Origin of the sequence: Clostridium sp. (assembly GCF_040797585.1) — a bacterium.
Lineage (GTDB): Bacteria > Bacillota > Clostridia > Clostridiales > Clostridiaceae > Clostridium_Z.
In genome coordinates, this window is sequence record NZ_JBFNEO010000008.1 from 1 (window position 1) to 19892 (window position 19892).

Sequence of the window (19892 nt, forward strand, 5' to 3'; positions counted from 1 at the left end):
CTGTTTAATTTTCAAAGACCATGTCGCCCTCAAGCGACTTCTTTATATTATCACTCTTAACAAACTGTGTCAACACTTTTTTAAATTATTTTTAAGTGGTAACATTTCTGTTTAGTTATTTGCGACAATTGATATAATACCACGTTAGTTATTAACTAACATGGTATTATTACTAATTTTTTTAAATTGTTTTTAGTCTCCTCTTAATTTCTCTATTTTCCTCTATATTTTTTGTATTGATACACTAGGTATAGTTTATTTTTTATTCTCGCTATTATTGAACTTACTATTTAATAATACTATATCAATCCTCCTATTTTTACTTCTTCCTTCTTCAGTATTCTCATTTTCTATAGGTCTGTACTCTCCATATCCTACTGCTGATATTCTCTCTGGAGAAATATCTCCATACTCTATAAGAAACTCAGTAACATTTGTAGCTCTAAGAGCTGATAACTGCCAATCAGATTTAAATTCATTATTCTTTATAGGAATATTATCAGTATGCCCTTCCACTCTTATGTAATTATCCATCTTATTTAAAATACTACTTATTTTTACTAATTTATCCTTAGCTTCATCTTTTATTTCATCTCTCCCTATATCAAAGAACATTGTATCTTTGAAACTTATAACTAAACCTCTTTCTTCTATGGTAGTGGTTATTGAATCTTTAATTTGAGACTCAGAAGCATATTTTTCTATATTATCTTTTATATCAATTAATTTTTCTTCTTCGCTTAATGACTTTATATCTTCTTTAGAATCTTCTCCAGCACTTTCTTCTCCGCTTCCAACTATTCCATCTCCCCCTCCTAACACTCCTTTAAAAGAGTTAGATAACTCTTCATATTTATTGACATTAACGCTACTCATAAAATATAAAATCACAAAAATATCATAAGGAGTTATATTCTTCTAACTACTATCTTTAATAATATGTCTAATTGTATGTTTATTGGAATTAGTATGAATACATTGATATAATATTTTCTATAAATATCTTAGAGGTGATTTCAAATGAAATATTTTATAAAAGAAAAGTTTTTTTCTATAAGAGATGTGTTCTATATAAAAGATCAATACGAAAATGATGTTTTTAAGGTGTTATCAAAAATTATATCTTTTGGTAATCATCTTAGAATCTATGACAATAAAAACAATGAGGTATGTGAAATAAAGCAAAGTGTTTTTAGGTTTCTACCTGAATATAATATTATAATGGGAAACAATGTAGTTGCTAATTTAAAGGCAAAGATTTCACTTTTCACAAAAAACCTTTCAGTATCTAGTAGCTTTGGAGACTATACCATTGATGGAAATGTTCTTGGTCATGACTTTACAATTTGTAAAAATAGAAGAGTTGTATGTACTGTATCAAAGACTTTTTTCTCTCTAAAGGATTACTACTGTGTAGACATAAATGATGATGAAAGTCCTGAATTTATTCTCTCACTGGTAATATGCATTGATCAAATATATCATAATAATAAAGGATAATAGCGGCTCTTCTATATAACACAAAATAGATACCACTTATATTTAAAGTGGTATCTATTTTTACACTATATATTTAAATGTGAATTATGGACTATCCTAAGAACATTTCTAAATCGTCATCTACATTTGTAATTCCACCTATTCCAAAAGTATCTATTAGTACTTTTGCTACATTTGGTGAAAGGAATGCTGGTAGAGTTGGTCCTAAGTGTATATTCTTAACACCAAGATGTAATAATGCAAGTAATACTATTACAGCCTTTTGCTCGTACCAAGCTATATTGTAACATATTGGTAATTCATTTATATCATTTAACTCAAATACCTCCTTAAGTTTTAATGCTATTAATGCTAATGAGAATGAGTCGTTACATTGTCCAGCATCTAAAACTCTTGGTATTCCTCCAATATCTCCTAAGTTTAATTTGTTATACTTATACTTAGCACATCCAGCAGTTAATATAACTGTATCCTTTGGAAGTTTCTCAGCGAATTCAGTATAGTAGTTTCTTGATTTAGCACGTCCATCACAGCCTGCCATTACAAAGAATTTCTTTATAGCTCCAGATTTAACTGCATCTACAACCTTGTCTGCTAATGCAAACACTTGATTATGAGCAAATCCACCTATAATTTCTCCTTGCTCTATTTCTATTGGAGAAGCACATCTTTTAGCGTGTTCTATTATTTCACTAAAATCCTTAACTCCATTTTCGTCTGCTTCTATATGCTTTAAGTCAGCATGTCCAACTATTCCTGTTGTATAAACTCTATCCTTATAAGAATCTTTTGGTGGTACTAAACAGTTAGTTGTCATAAGTATCGGTCCATTAAAGCTTTCAAACTCTTCAGTTTGCTTCCACCATGCATTTCCGTAGTTTCCTACTAGATGAGAATACTTCTTTAATTGTGGGTAGTAATGAGCTGGTAACATTTCACTATGAGTATATATATCTACCCCTGTTCCTTCTGTTTGCTTTAATAACTCTTCTATATCTTTTAAGTCATGTCCACTTATTAATATTCCTGGATTGTTTTTAACTCCTATATTAACCTTAGAAAGTTCTGGATGTCCGTAGCTTTCAGTATTAGCCTTATCAAGTAAAGCCATTCCATCTACACCAAACTTACCAGTTTCTAATGTTAATCCTATTAATTCATCTATAGTCTTTGAATCATCTAATGTTGCTGCTAAAGCTTTAGCCATAAATCCGCTTATTTCATCATTATCATAGTTTAATTGATTAGCATGCTTCATATATGCAGTTAATCCCTTTACTCCATAAGTTATAAGCTCTCTTAAGGATCTTACATCCTCATTCTCTGTTGCTAGAACTCCAACTTTTGAAGCTTTTTCAAGCATTTCTTCATCATTAGCTGGTACCCATAGTGAAGCCTCTGGTAAATCTTTTAAATCTCCTCCAGCTACTTTAACCTGTGCCTTTAACTCTTCTCTAAGCTTTAATCCTTCTTTTACTCTACTTACAAATACTGAGTTATCCCAGTTAGCATTTGTTATGGTAGCAAATAAAGATTCTATTACAAACTTATCTACTAATTTATTTATAACATTAACTTGTCTTCCTCTTTCACTTATGGCTGCTATACCTTTTGTAACATATACAAGTAAGTCTTGAATTTTAGCTAAGTCCTCTGTCTTACCACAAACCCCTCTTACTGTACAGCCTTTACATCCTACTGTTTCTTGACATTGAAAACAAAACATTCCCATAAAATACCCTCCTAAGATTTTATATATATCCTATTAAAATTATTTCTTAAATCAATTTATAAGTAAATTATACAAAAATGGTGGGTATTAATCTGTAACATATGTTACGAGTAAATATTTTATTTAAGCCTTTAAATTTTAAATAATGAACTTATTTTTTAAAGGTTTAATTCTATATCGTAGAACATGAATCTCAGTTATTAATAAATTTTTATTCATAAACAACTAAACACTATCAAACCATATAATCTTATAATTTTTATATTAAGCTTCTCTGTTTTTTACTTTATAATAAGATAAGCTTGTACATATTAATATAACTACTATCATTGCTATAATAGCCATAACTGGATAAAGAACTGGATATCCAAATATATTAAAAGCTTTAAACTCTCTAAATACAATGTTAACTTGCATAAGCTTTAATGGACTTAAATATCCTAGAACTGATATAAAACTCTCTCTTAAAATCTTAAATGCTATAATAATATCTCCATATGAAAGAATCACTAAAGATATGAACATAGTCATCATAGGTTTTTTAGTTAAAGATGATATGAAAGTTACTATTATTGCGAAAGCTAAAATCACAATAAATCTAAATATATTAGCAAATAAATAGTATTTAGCTACACTAATCTCATAGGGTGAGCTAGTAAATTCACCTATATCCCTTAGTGATGCTGTATCTCCATTATTTAACCCGTTTAAAATAATTGGCACCATCATAGAAAATATAGTTACCGCTAGAAATACTATTAAAGAATATAGTGCAGCTGCTCCTAACTTACTAAATATAGACTTTTTTCTTCCATGCCTTGAGCTGAGTATTAAAAGGTTCATATTACTTATATCTTCTCCACTAAATATCTCACTGAGTCCAAGAATTAATAGTATCCCTATTATTGCAGCAGTGCCTGTAAAAGAGGTAATTAAACTCTCCCAGGATCCTAAGTAGTTAAACTCATCATCTTCTATATTATTAAGAAGGTCTTTTATCTTTAAGTTCTCTCTATATTTAAAACTATTCTCCTCTCCATCTTCCTTAAGTTTATTAATATTTTCCTCTACGGAAGATAAAGTATAAATTTCATCCCATTCACCTTGAATAGTTGTATAAGTTTCTCTTCCCTGAAAAGCATAATCCTTATATATCTTTAATTTTAGACTTTCTTCTGGATTGTAATCTGAATAGTCTATTCTATCTACTTTTTTATCTCTAACCATACTTTTGACATACTCTTTAGAATCCCTTATCCTATCTTCCTTTATATCTCCTTCTAACTTTACATATTCCTTTATAATAGTATCCTTAGATCCAAACTTGTCATTATTATAAGCACTATCACTAATTACTTCTCCAGAAAACATAACAATAAATAATAGAAATACTACATATATACTCTTTCTTGAAAATATTTTATATATCTCATATTTAACAAGCTCCATGTTCCTCCATCCCCTCATTAAAATAATATAAATATAAATCTTCTAAAGTAGGTTCTTCTTTAACTGCATCTTCTAATGGCTTTTCATCACTGATAATCCTCACTTCTATGGAAGATGATGTTCTAAAGACATTAGATACTATATATTTTCTCTCAATATTTAAGTACTTATCTTCCGACACTTTAATCCTCCATACCATTCCATCAATACTTCTTAAGAGTTCATTTAAAGAATTTTGGGTGAGTATTTCCCCATCCTTTATTAATATTATTTCCTTTGATATATAAGCAATATCTGAAATTATGTGAGTAGATAATAAAACTATCCTATCCCCCGATATTTCTGATAATATATTTCTAAATCTAATTCTTTCTTTAGGATCAAGTCCTGCAGTAGGCTCATCTAATATTAAAACTTTAGGATTGTTTAATAAAGCTTGCGCTATACCTAACCTTTGCTTCATTCCTCCTGAAAATGTTCCTATTCTTTTATTCTTATATTCATAAAGGTTTACTAGCTTAAGAAACCTCTCTGTTTCCTCTTTAGCCCTTCTTTTCTCCATTCCTTTTAATGCTGCTATATACCCCATAAACTTTTCAGCAGTGAAATTCTTATAAAAACCTATATCTTGAGGAAGATATCCTATATTATCTCTATACTCTTCATCTAAAATCTTTTTATCTTTAGAATCTAAATATATCCTTCCCTGAGATTCCTTTAAAACATCTGCCATAATTTTCATAAGAGTACTCTTTCCTGCTCCATTAGGACCTAAAAGTCCATACACACCTTCAGTAAGTTTTAAATCTATATTAGATAAAGCTCTTTTTTCCTTATTGTATATCTTACTTATCCCCTTTAATTCTAATTCCATATTGCTCTCCTTCCTTTTTTATATATAAAACGGATCTTCCTTCAGATGGTGTTCTTTCCACCATCTGAAGATTAGATAATTTAATCTAGTGGCGTAGAAACTATTATCCTCCACATTTTAAGAGGATTTGGGTGTTACAATTGGTAGCCATCAGATAAACTTATATTTTTAACCTTTATAAAAGTTCATTTCTATGCCATTACTAAAAAAGTTCTTTATACTTAATATAGATAAAACTATAACAGAACCCAGTATAATAAAATAAAGCATCAAATTAGCATATATGATAGCTTCCATTCCTTCTGAAAGAGATATAAGCTCTGCTAAAGCTATAAATATACTCATAGTCCCTAAGGAAACTTGAGTATTCCTTATATTAGTACATATAATTAATGAAACTCCCATAATTATTGCTATATAACTTAATGAAAAATAAATATCATATAAAATATTTACACTTGGTTTTATAATCTCCATAAAGACAATACATGAGGTATTAATGAATATAGAGAATAATGTTATTATTATTAGCCTTATAATAAATCTCTCGCTAAAACTTATTTTAAGGCTAAGTTCTAGTTCCATAACTCCCTCTTCCATAGAAATAAATAATTGCCTTATCCCTAAAAATACTGGTATAGGGGTAAGTGCCATTACTATACTAGTCCCCTCAAAGTTATCATAATAAGCCAAACCTATTAAACTTATAAAAATCAATATACTACATATCCAATAAGACATACTTATATAAGAAGTCTCTAATTTAAATTTCTCATAAACCTCTTTAGCTTTAAGTAATAAATCCTTACTTTCCCTTGGTACATAGCTTTGAACTGTACTTATACATTTATCTATCTCTTTTTCATCTATATTAGGAACAATAAAATCTTCTAAGCTATTTAATATAACATCTAAATCTTCTTCATCAATTGGATCTTCTAAGAACAAATCAGAAAACTCTTCTTTTATCATCTCTCTTTTTATCACCATCATCACCTCCAATTAAAATCCCTTTAAGTCTTTTTATCCCTTGATATATCCTTGATTTCACCGTATTATGAGAAATATCTAAAACCTCTGCCACTTCTGATATTTTCATATCATTATAATACTTAAATATTATTGCTTCTCTCTGGACCTCTGGTAACTTCATCAGGGCATCTTTTATTCTCTTAGTGTTTTCTTTCTTTTCAAGAAAGTCTATTATATTGTTATCCTCTTTAATCTCTTCCTTAAGCTCTAGATGAGAAAATTCTTTAAAGCTCTTGCTTTTAAAGTAATCTCTACAATGATTTAATGCTACCTTTAACATCCAATATTTAAACTCTTTATCACTGTTAAAAGATTTAATATTTTTTATAACTTTTATAAATATTTCTTGAGTTAAATCATAAGAAAGACTTTCATCGCCTATATTTCTATAAACATAACAATATATGGTTTTATAATGTTTTCTAACCAATATATCTAAGGCATACTTATTTCCTTTTAGGATACTATCTATAAGTTCTAAGTCACTATTATTCATATAATCCTATCTCCCCCTTACACTTATAAAACGATGTGACTTTGGAAAAAGTTTTAAGTTTTTTTATTTATTTCTATATAATAACTAAGTAAACTATTGAACTAATAAAAATATAAACTTACATTGGAGTTTTGCGTTATAAAAATTTAATCATTCCAATAAAAAAATTAACTATATAAAACAGATTAAATCCATTACATTCATTATATATAAAAAGAGTGTGGCTAAAAATATAACCACACTCTTTCTATTATATGAAAACTCGATTTTTAAATTGACTACAAATTATTGTAGTTTGAAGTTTAGTTTCAAATGTCATACGGTAAATCTATATACTAAAGTTCTTCTACTAATTCCTTAAACTTATTTCCACGAATCTCAAAGTTTTTAAACATATCAAAACTTGCGCACGCTGTATATAAAACTACCTAGTCTCCTTTTTCAGCTATCTCACTAGATTTTTTAACTGCTTCTTCTAAACTTGAAACTATATGATGGGGAACCTCTATATTCTTTTCTTCCTTTAACTTTTGGAATGCATCCATTATTTTATATTTTGTAGCTCCCATAAGTATTATTTCTTTAATATGTTCATAGCCTTTAAAAGCTAAATCATCAAAAGGAAGATTCTTATCTGACCCTCCTGCTATTAAAATTACAGGCTTATCAAATACACTTATAGTTGCTAAAGTTCTTGTAGGGCTTGATCCTATAGAATCGTTATAATACTTAACTCCACTTACTTCTCTAACTAATTGATTTCTATGGTTAACTCCTGTGAATGTAGCTGCAACTTTTTTCATTGTTTCTATAGAAACTTCATCCTTAACCGCTGTAAAGGCAGCTAAATAATTCTCTACATTATGAAGTCCCTTTATAGCTATATCTTCACTACTGCAAACCTTTTGTCCATATACGTATAACTCTCCATCCAAGTAATAAGCTCCATTTTCTAACTTTCTATTACTTGAAAACATTCTAACTTCTCCTTTAGCTTCTTTCTCAAAGGAATAAGTTATTTCATTTTCTCTATTTAAAATAAGTACTGAATCTTTATCTTGGTACTTAAATATATTCTTCTTTGAATCTACATACTCTTCCATATCCTTATGCATGTCTAAATGATTAGGACTTAAGTTAATAACCATAGATATTTCTGGAGAAACATCCATAGTCATAAGTTGGAAAGAAGATAATTCTAATACAACTCTATGATGCTCTTCTATTTCTTCTATCTTAGAAAATAATGGCGTCCCTATATTTCCCCCAACCCAAGTAGTAATCCCTTCTTCTTTTAAAAGATTATATACTATGGATGTAGTTGTAGTTTTACCGTCACTTCCTGTTATTCCATATATCTTAGCCTTGCAGTACTTAACAAACTCCTCCATCTCTGATGTTATTTTTGCTCCTGCATTTTTAGCCTTAACTAAGGCCTCACTATCTATTCTCATACCTGGAGTCTTAAATATAACCTGAAATCCTACAAGTTTATCTAAATATCCCTCTCCAAGTTCTAGGCTTACCCCTTTATTTAAAAAATCTTCTGCTATATCTCCAAGGTCATCTTTATTTTTTTTATCGAAAGCTGTAACTTGAGCTCCTAAGTCTATTAAAAAGTTTATAAGTGGAATATTACTAACACCTATGCCTACTACCGCTACCTTCTTTCCTCTTATATAACTTTTAAATTCATCAAAATCTCTTTTCATAGTGCTCCTCCTAGAAAATACTACCTATATTCATTTTATTTTTATTTATAATCTTTGACTCTTTTTTCTTTAATTATATCATTTTCCTAGTTTTTTGTTTAAATAAAAAACATCTATTTAAAATTATTTCTTCATAAATAGATGTTTTTTTACTTTAAATCATTATAATAATGTTTAATATTATTTAATTCATTGTTTCGTCTAAGTTATTCTATTGACTTTATTGGATTTTAAATATTAAATTTTTACATGTTAAAGTCTCAGAATAACTAACTAAACTTATTTTATAAATTTTAGTTTAATACCTCTTATACTTCAAACTATCTAAAGCAAAGATGCTATTTAATTAAACTTTTCTTATATATATTAAAAAGTCCTTCCTCGTCTATGTTTTCTGGGTGATTCTTAAGCTTCCCTGCATTTTTAGCCATATCTTTAGCATAGGCTTTAATCTCATCTTCTGTAATTTTAATCTCTACATCTATAAGCTTATCTAGAGCCTCTCCAAACTCGTCTAAAGATTTAAGATTCATAAGAGATATTATTTTCTCTACTCTTTCTTTATTATTAAAGCTCTTTAAATATTCTTTATATAATATTGTATTTGCTATACCATGAGATAAGCCTTTGTTGTAAGTCAATGCATAACCCATACCATGAGGAAGAGAAGTTCCTACTTGAGCTATGGCCATTCCTCCTAAAGTTGACACCATCATAAGTTTTTCCCTTAAGTTATTATCTAATGTTTTATTTAATAAATTAGATATACACTCCCCAAATATTTCTATACCTTTTTCACAGTATAAATCACTTAATATATTAGCATTACTATTGAGATAAGCCTCAGCAAGATGTGAAAAAGCATCTAGAGCTGTGCTTACAGTATTTTTATAAGACATATTATCCATATACTTAGAATCTAAGAAAGCTAGCTTTGGAAAAACACTATGTCCTATATTTTTCTTAGTCTTTTCCTTATGATCTGTAACTATAGCGTATTGTGTAACTTCTGTTCCTGTTCCCGCCGTTGTTGCTACAGCTATTACTGGAACTCCTTCTAGAGGTTCTACTCCAATAAAATTAAAGGCATTATAATCTTTATTTTTTATAAGAACAGCAATGGCCTTAGAAGCATCAATAGGAGATCCTCCTCCAACTCCAATTACAAAATCCACATTTTCTTCTTTTCCTAAATTTGAAGCCTTATCTACAGTCTCTAATGAAGGATTTTCTTCTACTTCATCGAAAATAACATAGTCTATTTCTAAAGTATTTAAAGTATCTACTATATCATCTAAAGAGCCATTTTCCTTAGATGATCTTCTTCCTGTGACTATTAATGCCTTTTTTCCTATACTTTTAATTTCTTCTCCATTATTCTTAATACAATTCTGCCCTACATAACACTTAGTAGGCATAAAATACTTAAAGTTTTCCATAATATTGCCCCCTTAAATTTGAAATATTTTTTTGTTTTTATAGCACATTTAACTTAAACCTATTCAATTTTTTTCATAATTCACTTTATATATCAATTTATATTATGCTTAAATATTATTTAAAAACTTGGTTCTTCTATTTTCTTACCAGCTACATATCTTTCAATGATATTTCTATCATCTCCTATATATATATATCTTTCAAGTCTTTCCTCTAATGTACGCTGATTTAAATCTTTTAAACTCTCATCATCTATAACTAAGGCATCAAACTCATACCCTTCTTCAAAGCTTCCAACTTCTCCAAAGAAACTTCCACCACCCTTAGTTGCTAGATATAAAAGTTCAGGTGTTGATAGTGCTTCATATTCTTTGTTCATTTCAAGCCACTTTAATCTTGATACTTGAGCTGCCGCAGCCATAACACTTGTCATAGATACAGCATGTCCTCCAGATATATCAGAGGCAAGTCCTACTGGAATGCCTTTCTCTGCAAGCTTTCTTATTGGTGCTATACCACTTGATAAGTTATTGTTAGAATGTGGACTGTGAGCAACATAAACCTTATTTTTAGCCATTAGCTCTATTTCATCATCATTTCCATGAACACAATGAGCCATTATGGTTGGTTGATGCCCAAATAGTCCATAATTATTATAAACTTCACCATAGAAAGAACTTTCAGGGTGTAAATTAGAAACCCAATCTATTTCTCCTTGGTTTTCAGATAAATGGGATTGAACTGGAACATTATACTTTCTAGCTAATTCTCCTAATCCCTTCATAAGCTCTGGTGTACAAGTTGGAACAAATCTTGGGGTTATTATAGGTCTAACCATATCATATTTATTATGCGTCTCTTCAAGCCACTCCTCTGTATCCTTAATAGATTTACTGGTTTCTTCTATATAAAAGTTTGGAGAATTTCTATCCATATTAACCTTACCAACATAGGCTCCAAGCCCTGCTTTAGCTAAAAGGTCCATTAGTATATTTGTAGAATCTTTATGGATAGTTCCAAATAAAACTGAGCGAGTTGTACCATATTTCCATAACTCTTTAACAACTTTCTTATATGCCTTTTCTGCATAATCTAAATTAGAATACTTTGCTTCCTCAGGAAATGTATAACTCTCAAGCCACGGTAATAACTCCTTATCCATTCCAAGTCCTCTGTTTGAAAGCTGTGGAGCATGAAAGTGAAGGTCTACAAATCCTGGAATTATAATTTTATCTCCATAATCATGAATTTCTAATGAGGTATACTCTTTTGGAAGACTTTCAAAAACTCCTACTACCTTATTATCTTGGACCACAATATAACCATTTTTTACAACCTTAAGTTCCCCAAACTTTGGTGTGTAAATAACATTTCCTTTTAAAATATTTATATTAAATGTAGCCATTTTAGATCAACTCCCTAAATATAAAAAATAAAATAATATATCAATATAATTATATATTTCCATTAAATATTATTCAATAAATCTAAGTCTAAGATTAATATAGATATACCTTATACTTAAGGTACATAGAAATAATTTTTAATCTACTGTGCCTTACATCATATTCAAAAATCGAATTTGAATATGATATATAAATTCACTTTTTTAAATGCATAAACTAATATTTATTTTAAAAATCTTATAGTTTTTATTAAGTATAAAGTTCAAATATCTATATAAAAAATGCCCTCCCAAAGGAGAGCATTTCTTTAAAAATCCATCTTGCCATTTATATAGTTAACAAGTTCATCTATTCCTATTCTTATTTGTTCCATAGTATCTCTATCTCTTACTGTTACAGAATTATCTTCTAAAGTATCAAAGTCTACTGTTATACAGAAAGGAGTTCCTATCTCATCTTCTCTTCTATATCTCTTACCTATAGAGCCAGCCTCATCATAGTCAACTGGGAAGTGTTTACTAAGTTTACTATAAACCTCTGTAGCCTTTTCTGAAAGCTTCTTTGAAAGAGGAAGTATTGCTGCCTTAAATGGTGCAAGAGCTGGATGTAATCTTAATACGTTTCTTACATCTCCTCCTTCAAGTTCTTCCTCATCATAAGCATCTACTAAAAATGCAAGAGTAACTCTATCAGCACCTAGAGATGGTTCTATACAATAAGGTATATATTTCTCATTAGTTGTTGGATCTAAGTAACTTAAATCCTCTCCTGAATGATCCATGTGTTTCTTTAAGTCATAGTCTGTTCTATCAGCTATTCCCCAAAGTTCTCCCCAACCAAATGGGAATAAATATTCTATATCCGAAGTTGCATTAGAATAGAATGATAGTTCCTCTTCGCCGTGATCTCTCATTCTTAGGCTATCCTTATTTACTCCAAGGTTTAATAAGAAATTCCAGCAGTAATCTTTCCAATAGTTGAACCATTCTAAGTCTGTTCCCGGTTTACAGAAGAACTCAAGCTCCATTTGTTCAAATTCTCTTGTTCTAAATGTAAAGTTTCCTGGTGTTATCTCATTTCTAAAAGATTTTCCTATTTGAGCTATACCAAAAGGTACTTTCTTTCTCGCACTTCTTTGAACACTCTTAAAGTTTACAAATATTCCTTGTGCAGTCTCAGGTCTTAAATATATCTCTGAAGATGAATCTTCAGTAACCCCTTGGAAAGTTTTAAACATAAGATTGAATCTTCTTATATCCGTGTAGTTCTTCTTTCCACACTTTGGACAAATTATATTGTTGTCATCTATATAATTCTTTAACTCTTCATTAGTCCAACCATCAGCAGTCGCTACCTCTGCTCCATTTTCAGTCATGTGATCTTCTACAATTTTATCTGCTCTAAATCTAGCCTTACATTCTTTACAATCCATTAATGGATCTGAAAACCCTCCAACGTGACCTGAAGCAACCCAAACTTCTGGATTCATAAGAATCGCACAGTCTACTCCTACATTATAAGGACTTTCTTGAACGAATTTCTTCCACCAAGCCTTCTTTACATTATTCTTAAACTCAACTCCTAATGGACCATAATCCCAAGAGTTAGCTAATCCACCATATATTTCAGACCCTGAAAATATAAAACCTCTATTTTTACATAAAGCAACTATTTTATCCATAGTTTTTTCTACTGCCATAATTATTCCTCCTTATTTTTTGTAATAAAAAAAGACCCTAACCTCTAAGGGACGAAATTTAATTCCGCGGTTCCACCCTTATTGGCCAAAGCCCTGCTTTTCAAAATCCAATGCTCAAAAGCTCCCTTCATCTAAAGTTCCTAATGGTTCTCACCTACCACCATCTCTCTAAAAGATCCCAAAGATTACTCCTCTTTATCATAGCAACTATTTGTTTTTATATAATAAGATTTTATCAAAATATTATCTATTGTCAAGACATATATTATGATGCATCTGCCATTTTATTATTAATTATAATATCTTTTGTAACCGCTATAAGATGAATACCATATAAAAAGCAAAAAAATAAAGAGATAATTATATAATTATCTCTTCTATCTACATATCTACGTAATGCATTAGTCAAAAAATAAATTGGCTCCGCGAAAAGGATTCGAACCTTCAACCTATCGGTTAACAGCCGAGTGCTCCACCGTTGAGCTATCGCGGAACGTTTATTACATATATTATTATATCAAGTCTATAAAAAAATGCAAGTGTTTTTTTTAAATTTTTTTAAGTTTTTTATAAATATTTCTTTTATCTTAAAAATATAAAAATATATACTTCTTAAGAATTGTAAATTTTAAATAGTGTATAAAATAATTTCTAAATAAAAATTCTATAGTCTTATTAATAAAATAAATTCTTATCTTTATGTAAAAATCTACATATCTATTCTGCTCTATACATACCTAGAAAATTTACAATGTTAAGCACCTAGCTGAATAATAAAAAGCGAGGATTTCTCCTCGCTTAAATTTTTATGCTTGTGGTTTCATTGTTGGGAATAATATTACATCCCTTATAGAAGAAGAATCTGTTAGGAACATTACTATTCTGTCTATTCCTATTCCAAGACCACCTGTTGGAGGCATTCCTGTTTCTAATGCACTGATGAACTCTTCATCTATAACATATGCTTCATCATCTCCAAGCTCTCTCTCATTAGCTTGTTGTTCAAATCTATCCCTTTGAACTATAGGATCATTAAGCTCTGAATAAGCATTACATACTTCTCTACCAAATATGAAGCCTTCAAATCTTTCAGTGTACTCATCATTTCCTCTCTTCTTCTTTGTTAAAGGAGATATTTCCACCGGATAATCACATACAAAAGTTGGTTGAATTAAATGCTTCTCTGCAAATTCTTCAAACATAACATTTAATATGTCTCCCTTTGTACAATCCTCTATCTTCTTCTTAAATTCTAAGTGTTTCTCTCTTGCAATAGCTTGAGCTTCTTCATTACTATTTATAGTATTAAAGTCTACTCCTGAATGTTCTTTAACTAAGTCTACCATAGTAGCTCTTCTCCATGGTGGAGTAAGATCTATCTCTGTTCCTTCATAAGTTATCTTAGTAGTTCCGTTTACCTTTAAACATGCATGAGCCACTAAGTTTTCTGTTATTTCCATCATATCATTATAATCAGCATAAGCTTCATAAAGCTCTATCATAGTAAACTCTGGATTATGTCTTACTGATATTCCTTCATTTCTGAAGTTCTTACCCATATCATATACTTTTTCAAATCCAGCAACTATACATCTCTTTAAATAAAGTTCTGTAGCTATTCTTAAGTACATATCTATATCTAAAGCATTATGATGAGTTACGAAAGGTCTTGCGGCCGCTCCTCCAGCTATTGGAGAAAGAATTGGTGTTTCAACCTCAAGGAATCCTCTAGTATCAAGGAACTCTCTTATAGCCTTTATTATTTTAATTCTCTTTAAGAAAGTTTCTTTAACTTCTTGATTAGTTATTATATCTACTTCTCTTTGTCTATATCTTAAATCTGGATCTTTTAATCCATGCCACTTTTCTGGTAATGGTTTTAAAGATTTACATATTAATTCATAACTCTTAACTAAAACTGATATTTCTCCTGTTTTAGTTTTGAAAACCTCTCCGGTAATAGCCACCCAGTCACCAAGATCTAAAGTTTTAAAAGCCTTATGTGCTTCTTCTCCAACGTTATCAATCTTTACAAATAACTGCATTTTTCCATCTCTATCATGTATATCTGCAAATCCAGCCTTACCTTGAACTCTCTTAGACATAAGTCTTCCAGCTGTAGTTACAACTTTTCCCTCAAGCTCTTCATAATTCTCTTTTATTTGAGAAGATGTATGAGTTCTATCAACCTTATATACATCAAATGGATCTTTTCCTTGTTCCTGTAAATCTGCTAACTTCTGTCTTCTTAATCCTTCTTGCTCACTAAACTGAGCTTCTAGTTCCTTAAGGTTTAATTCTTCATTGGACATTAACTCTACCTCCACCTACTAATCTCTTCTTATTCCTAATATTTCAAACTTGGAAACTCCTCCTGGAACAACAGCCTCAACCACGTCACCTATCTTTTTACCAAGTAATGCTTTCCCTACTGGAGACTCATTAGATATTTTGTTCTCCATTGGATCTGCCTCTGCTGACCCAACTATTGTATATTCAACTTCTTCATCGAAGTCATAATCTTTAACCTTAACTATTGATCCTACTGACACCATATCAGTAGATATTTCACTTTCATCTATTACAGTAGCATTTTTAAGCATATTCTCTAATTGGATTATTCTTCCTTCAACAAAAGCTTGCTCATTTTTAGCTTCATCATATTCTGAGTTTTCACTTAAATCTCCATAACCTAGAGCCACTTTTATTTTTTCAGTTATCTCTTTTCTTTTAACAGTTTTTAGGAACTCTAACTCTTCCTCTAATTTCTTAACTCCTTCGTAGGTCATTACATATTTCTTATCGCTCATTTTTCTACTACTCCCCTTTAACATTCATACTAATGATTATATATTATAAATCTTTTTATTACAAACAAATTGGAAATTCTCTTCCTATTATTAAGTATGTTTAAGTAATTATAAATTAGCTATATGGCCTTGTCAATATACTATGTTTTATATGTTAAAATTAATTAAAATATAGGTGAAACCTTTAGCCTTCACCTATATTTTGTGATTTATTCATCTTATGCTATTTTATCACTAAATATTCTCTAGATTAATTATAGTTTTTCTTATATTCATTAAGCAAATCTATAACTTCTTTTGAATTATCTATTGTATTTATCTTTGTTTTAAGGTCTAAGGAATCACTCATTCCTTTTATATACCAACCTATATGCTTTCTCATTTCTCTAACTGCTCTGTATTCACCACTATATTTTACTGCTAAATTATAATGATTTATACACATATCTAAAATTTCATATTCTTTAGGATACTCTATAGTATATCCATTTAATCTATTATATATCTGCTTAAAGATCCAAGGGTTACCTCTTGCTCCCCTAGCTACCATTATTCCATCACAATTTGTAAGTCTTATAAGCCTCTCTGCATCTTCCTCTGTAAACACGTCTCCATTTCCTATAACAGGTATAGACACTGAACTCTTTACATCTTTAATTATATTCCAATCAGCGCTACCAGTATACATTTGATCACGGGTTCTTCCATGGATAGCTATAGCATCTACCCCTGCTTCTTCCATATATTTAGAAAAGTCTACAGCAAGATTCTCATTTTCTTCAAAACCCTTTCTAAACTTTACTGTTATAGGTTTATCGCTGGCTTTCTTCATCTCTCTTATTATTTCTTGTGCTATTTTAGGAGTTTTCATAAGGGCAGATCCTTCTCCATTTTTTATAATCTTAGGCATTGGACATCCCATGTTTATATCAATTATAACTATATCAGGATCATCATTAAAATATTCTGCTGCCTTTGCCATTGTAAAAGGATCCCCGCCAAAAAGCTGTACTGCCACTGGCTTTTCTTCCTCTGATATCTTAAGTAATTCCTTTGTTTTCTCATTTTCATAACATAGCCCTTTTGCACTAACCATTTCTGTATATACAAGGCCACACCCCATACTTTTACACAAACCTCTAAAGGATATATCTGTAACTCCAGCCATAGGAGCTAAAAAAACATTATTTTTAAATTCTATATCCCTTATCTTCATATGTTACTCCTTATTCTTCTCATATATAATTCTTAACCCTTCTAAGGTTAAATATGAATCTATCTTATCTATGCATCCTGCTTCTTCATATATAAGTTTTGAAAGTCCTCCTGTAGCTATAACATAAGGCTCTTCCTCACCTAAAGCTATCATCTCTTTTTTCATCTTTGATACTATGTAATTAACCTGACCTATGTATCCATAAACTATTCCTGCCTGCATACTATAAACTGTGTTCTTTCCTATAATATTTGGGGTTTTTACAAGTTCTACTCTCGGAAGCTTTGCTGCCTTTTCAAAAAGCGCTTCTAAGGATATCTGTATGCCAGGGCATATTGTTCCCCCAAGATAATCTCCATTCTTTCTTAATGCGCAAAATGTAGTTGCAGTACCAAAATCTATTATTATACATGGCTTTTTATATATGTAATGAGCTGCCACTGCATTTACTATCCTATCTGCTCCAACTTCTTTTGGATTATCGTACTTTACATTAATCCCGGTTTTAACTCCTGGTCCAACTATAAGTGGTTCTATATGGAAATACTTTTTTATCATAGCTTCTAAAGAATACATTATGTTTGGAACAACAGAAGAAACAATAACGCCTTTAACCTCTTCTGGTTCTAGTTTACTGTTGTGAAATAACTGCATAACTTGTATACCATATTCATCAGATGTTTTTTTAGAATCTGTAGATATTCTCCAATTGGCTATAAACTCCTTAGATTTATCATTAAAAACACCTAAAACCACATTGGTATTCCCCACATCTACAAGTAATATCATTATGTACACCGCCTCTATATAATTATAAAAGCAGCTAAAAAGCTGCTTTTATTTTATAAGTTTTATTTTATCACATACTTACGTAATTTGAATATATTATTTACTAATATTATTTTAACAATGCATTATTTTTTGTCAAGATTTTTTATCTTTTACCCAAACATAGATAAAAGCACCCCTGCTGCTACTGCTGATCCTATAACTCCTGCAACGTTAGGTCCCATGGCATGCATAAGAAGGAAGTTTGATTTATCGTACTCTTGTCCAACTACTTGAGAAACTCTAGCAGCCATAGGTACTGCTGAAACTCCAGCTGATCCAATTAATGGATTTATCTTTCCCTTAGATACCTTATACATTATTTTTCCGATTATAAGTCCTCCTATGGTTGCTACAGCAAAGGCTGTCATACCAATAGCAATTATCTTGAGCGTGTCCACTTTTAAGAAGACATCTGCTTTTGCAGTTGCCCCTACAGATGTGCCAAGGAATATGGTAATTACATTTATTAAGCCATTTTGGGCAGTATCTGATAATCTTCCTACCACCCCAGATTCTTTAAACAGATTCCCAAGCATAAGCATTCCAACTAAAGATGCCACTGATGGTAATAATAATATTACTAGTATAGCAACAACTATAGGAAATACTATTTTTTCAACCTTTCTAACTTGTCTTAACTGTCCCATTTTAACTGTTCTTTCTTCTTGTGTAGTTAAAAGTTTCATTAAAGGCGGTTGTATCATAGGCACTAATGCCATATATGAATAAGCAGCTACTGCTATGGGTCCTAAAAGTTCCGGAGCTAAATTACTTGTTAAAAATATTGCTGTAGGACCATCAGCCCCTCCGATTATACCTATTGATGCGGCTTCTTGAGGAGTAAATCCTAGAAGTATTGCAAGAGTGAAAGCAAAGAATATTCCAAATTGTGCTCCTGCTCCCATTAAAACTGAGGATGGATTAGCAAGAAGAGGACCAAAATCAGTCATTGCCCCAACCCCTAAAAATATAAGTGGTGGATATATATTAAGCTTAACCCCTTGATATAAATAATATAGTAACCCTCCTGAATTTGCTCCCTCTGGTCCCCCCATCATATTAGCAAGTGGTAAATTTACAAGTAGCATACCAAATGCTATAGGAAGAAGTAGTAGTGGCTCAAACTGTTTTGCTATTGCCAGGTATATTAAAACACAAGCAATAGCTATCATTATAATTTCATTTATTGTTATATTTGCAAACCCCGAACTTTGCCAAAGATTAATTAAAACCTCTCCTATGTTCATACTTATCAATCCCTTTCTTATTACTCTATAACAGCAAGTAAATCAGAAGTGTTAACAGCTGCTCCCTTTTGTACTCTTACTTGAACTACCTTTCCATCTACTGGGGACATTATTTCATTCTCCATCTTCATAGCTTCAAGAACAAATAATACATCGCCTTTTCTAATAGTTTGACCTTCGCTTATATTAACTTTAAGTATGGTTCCTGGCATTGGAGCTTCTACTTTTTCTCCTCCAGCCACTGCTTTTGGTGTTTCTTGAACTTGTGGAGCTTCCTGAACCTTTGTTTCTTTTACAGTTTCAACTGTTTTCTGTGGTGAAGGTGCTGCCACAGGCTTTGTTTCTACTACTGGTTGAACTACTTCCGTGAATTCTTTCACCTCTTCCACCTCAACTTGATAAGTAGATCCATTAACTTTTATATTATACTTTTTTATCATAATTACTT

The 19892-nt window shown here is 30.6% G+C and carries 16 protein-coding genes, 1 tRNA gene, 1 pseudogene and 1 other annotated feature; of the genes and pseudogenes, 1 reads left to right on the forward strand and 17 read right to left on the reverse strand.

Annotated features, from left to right (window positions below):
- Positions 1 to 255: 255 nt before the first annotated feature.
- Complete coding sequence (locus AB2369_RS01040) at positions 256 to 876, reverse strand: flagellar motor protein MotB (protein ID WP_367664612.1); 621 nt, start codon at positions 874 to 876, stop codon at positions 256 to 258.
- A 144-nt stretch (positions 877 to 1020) separates the two neighbouring features.
- Here AB2369_RS01040 and AB2369_RS01045 point away from each other — a divergent pair, with 144 nt between their 5' ends.
- Entirely contained in the window at positions 1021 to 1500 is a 480-nt protein-coding gene (locus AB2369_RS01045; protein WP_367664613.1) for an LURP-one-related/scramblase family protein, read from the forward strand.
- 91 nt (positions 1501 to 1591) lie between these two features.
- On the opposite strand, the gene hcp is transcribed toward AB2369_RS01045, so the two are convergent.
- The 16 genes and pseudogenes from hcp to AB2369_RS01125 form a co-directional block, all read right to left on the reverse strand.
- Positions 1592 to 3232: a hydroxylamine reductase gene (gene hcp / locus AB2369_RS01050; protein WP_367664614.1), complete on the reverse strand. Its 1641-nt coding sequence runs from the start codon at positions 3230 to 3232 to the stop codon at positions 1592 to 1594.
- A gap of 264 nt (positions 3233 to 3496) precedes the next feature.
- Positions 3497 to 4681 (reverse strand): hypothetical protein, encoded by a 1185-nt coding sequence (locus AB2369_RS01055; RefSeq protein WP_367664615.1) that lies wholly within the window; start codon positions 4679 to 4681, stop codon positions 3497 to 3499.
- Positions 4668 to 5555, reverse strand: a complete 888-nt coding sequence (locus AB2369_RS01060; RefSeq protein ID WP_367664616.1) for an ABC transporter ATP-binding protein — start codon at positions 5553 to 5555, stop codon at positions 4668 to 4670. The genes AB2369_RS01055 and AB2369_RS01060 overlap by 14 nt, the downstream gene beginning before the upstream one ends.
- A gap of 168 nt (positions 5556 to 5723) precedes the next feature.
- Positions 5724 to 6545 (reverse strand): hypothetical protein, encoded by an 822-nt coding sequence (locus AB2369_RS01065; RefSeq protein ID WP_367664617.1) that lies wholly within the window; start codon positions 6543 to 6545, stop codon positions 5724 to 5726.
- A complete protein-coding gene (locus AB2369_RS01070) occupies positions 6505 to 7083 on the reverse strand; it encodes an RNA polymerase sigma factor (protein WP_367664618.1) in 579 nt (192 codons plus the stop codon). Before AB2369_RS01070 ends, AB2369_RS01065 begins: the two co-directional genes overlap by 41 nt.
- A gap of 335 nt (positions 7084 to 7418) precedes the next feature.
- A pseudogene (murD, locus tag AB2369_RS01075) lies at positions 7419 to 8795 on the reverse strand (UDP-N-acetylmuramoyl-L-alanine--D-glutamate ligase).
- A 338-nt stretch (positions 8796 to 9133) separates the two neighbouring features.
- On the reverse strand, positions 9134 to 10234 hold the full coding sequence (locus AB2369_RS01080) for an iron-containing alcohol dehydrogenase family protein (RefSeq protein ID WP_367664619.1): 1101 nt from the start codon (positions 10232 to 10234) through the stop codon (positions 9134 to 9136).
- A 119-nt stretch (positions 10235 to 10353) separates the two neighbouring features.
- Positions 10354 to 11640 (reverse strand): guanine deaminase, encoded by a 1287-nt coding sequence (guaD, locus tag AB2369_RS01085; protein ID WP_367664620.1) that lies wholly within the window; start codon positions 11638 to 11640, stop codon positions 10354 to 10356.
- A 308-nt stretch (positions 11641 to 11948) separates the two neighbouring features.
- A complete protein-coding gene (locus AB2369_RS01090) occupies positions 11949 to 13340 on the reverse strand; it encodes a glycine--tRNA ligase (protein ID WP_367664621.1) in 1392 nt (463 codons plus the stop codon).
- 44 nt (positions 13341 to 13384) lie between these two features.
- Positions 13385 to 13551, reverse strand: a binding site (T-box leader).
- A gap of 207 nt (positions 13552 to 13758) precedes the next feature.
- Positions 13759 to 13833: transfer RNA gene (locus AB2369_RS01095), tRNA-Asn, on the reverse strand.
- Between the two features lie 313 nt (positions 13834 to 14146).
- On the reverse strand, positions 14147 to 15652 hold the full coding sequence (lysS, locus tag AB2369_RS01100) for a lysine--tRNA ligase (RefSeq protein ID WP_367664622.1): 1506 nt from the start codon (positions 15650 to 15652) through the stop codon (positions 14147 to 14149).
- An 18-nt stretch (positions 15653 to 15670) separates the two neighbouring features.
- Complete coding sequence (greA, locus tag AB2369_RS01105; RefSeq protein ID WP_367664623.1) at positions 15671 to 16150, reverse strand: transcription elongation factor GreA; 480 nt, start codon at positions 16148 to 16150, stop codon at positions 15671 to 15673.
- A gap of 250 nt (positions 16151 to 16400) precedes the next feature.
- Positions 16401 to 17366, reverse strand: coding sequence for a tRNA dihydrouridine synthase DusB (dusB, locus tag AB2369_RS01110; RefSeq protein WP_367664624.1), 966 nt, complete (start codon positions 17364 to 17366; stop codon positions 16401 to 16403).
- Positions 17367 to 17369: 3 nt separating this feature from the next.
- Entirely contained in the window at positions 17370 to 18155 is a 786-nt protein-coding gene (locus AB2369_RS01115; RefSeq protein ID WP_367664625.1) for a type III pantothenate kinase, read from the reverse strand.
- A 152-nt stretch (positions 18156 to 18307) separates the two neighbouring features.
- The gene (locus tag AB2369_RS01120) at positions 18308 to 19444 is read right to left on the reverse strand and encodes a sodium ion-translocating decarboxylase subunit beta (protein WP_367664626.1); all 1137 of its coding nucleotides are present in this window, start codon (positions 19442 to 19444) and stop codon (positions 18308 to 18310) included.
- Between the two features lie 20 nt (positions 19445 to 19464).
- Positions 19465 to 19884 carry a biotin/lipoyl-containing protein gene (locus AB2369_RS01125; protein WP_367664627.1) on the reverse strand — a complete coding sequence of 140 codons (420 nt, stop codon included), beginning with the start codon at positions 19882 to 19884 and terminating at the stop codon, positions 19465 to 19467.
- Positions 19885 to 19892: the final 8 nt, after the last annotated feature.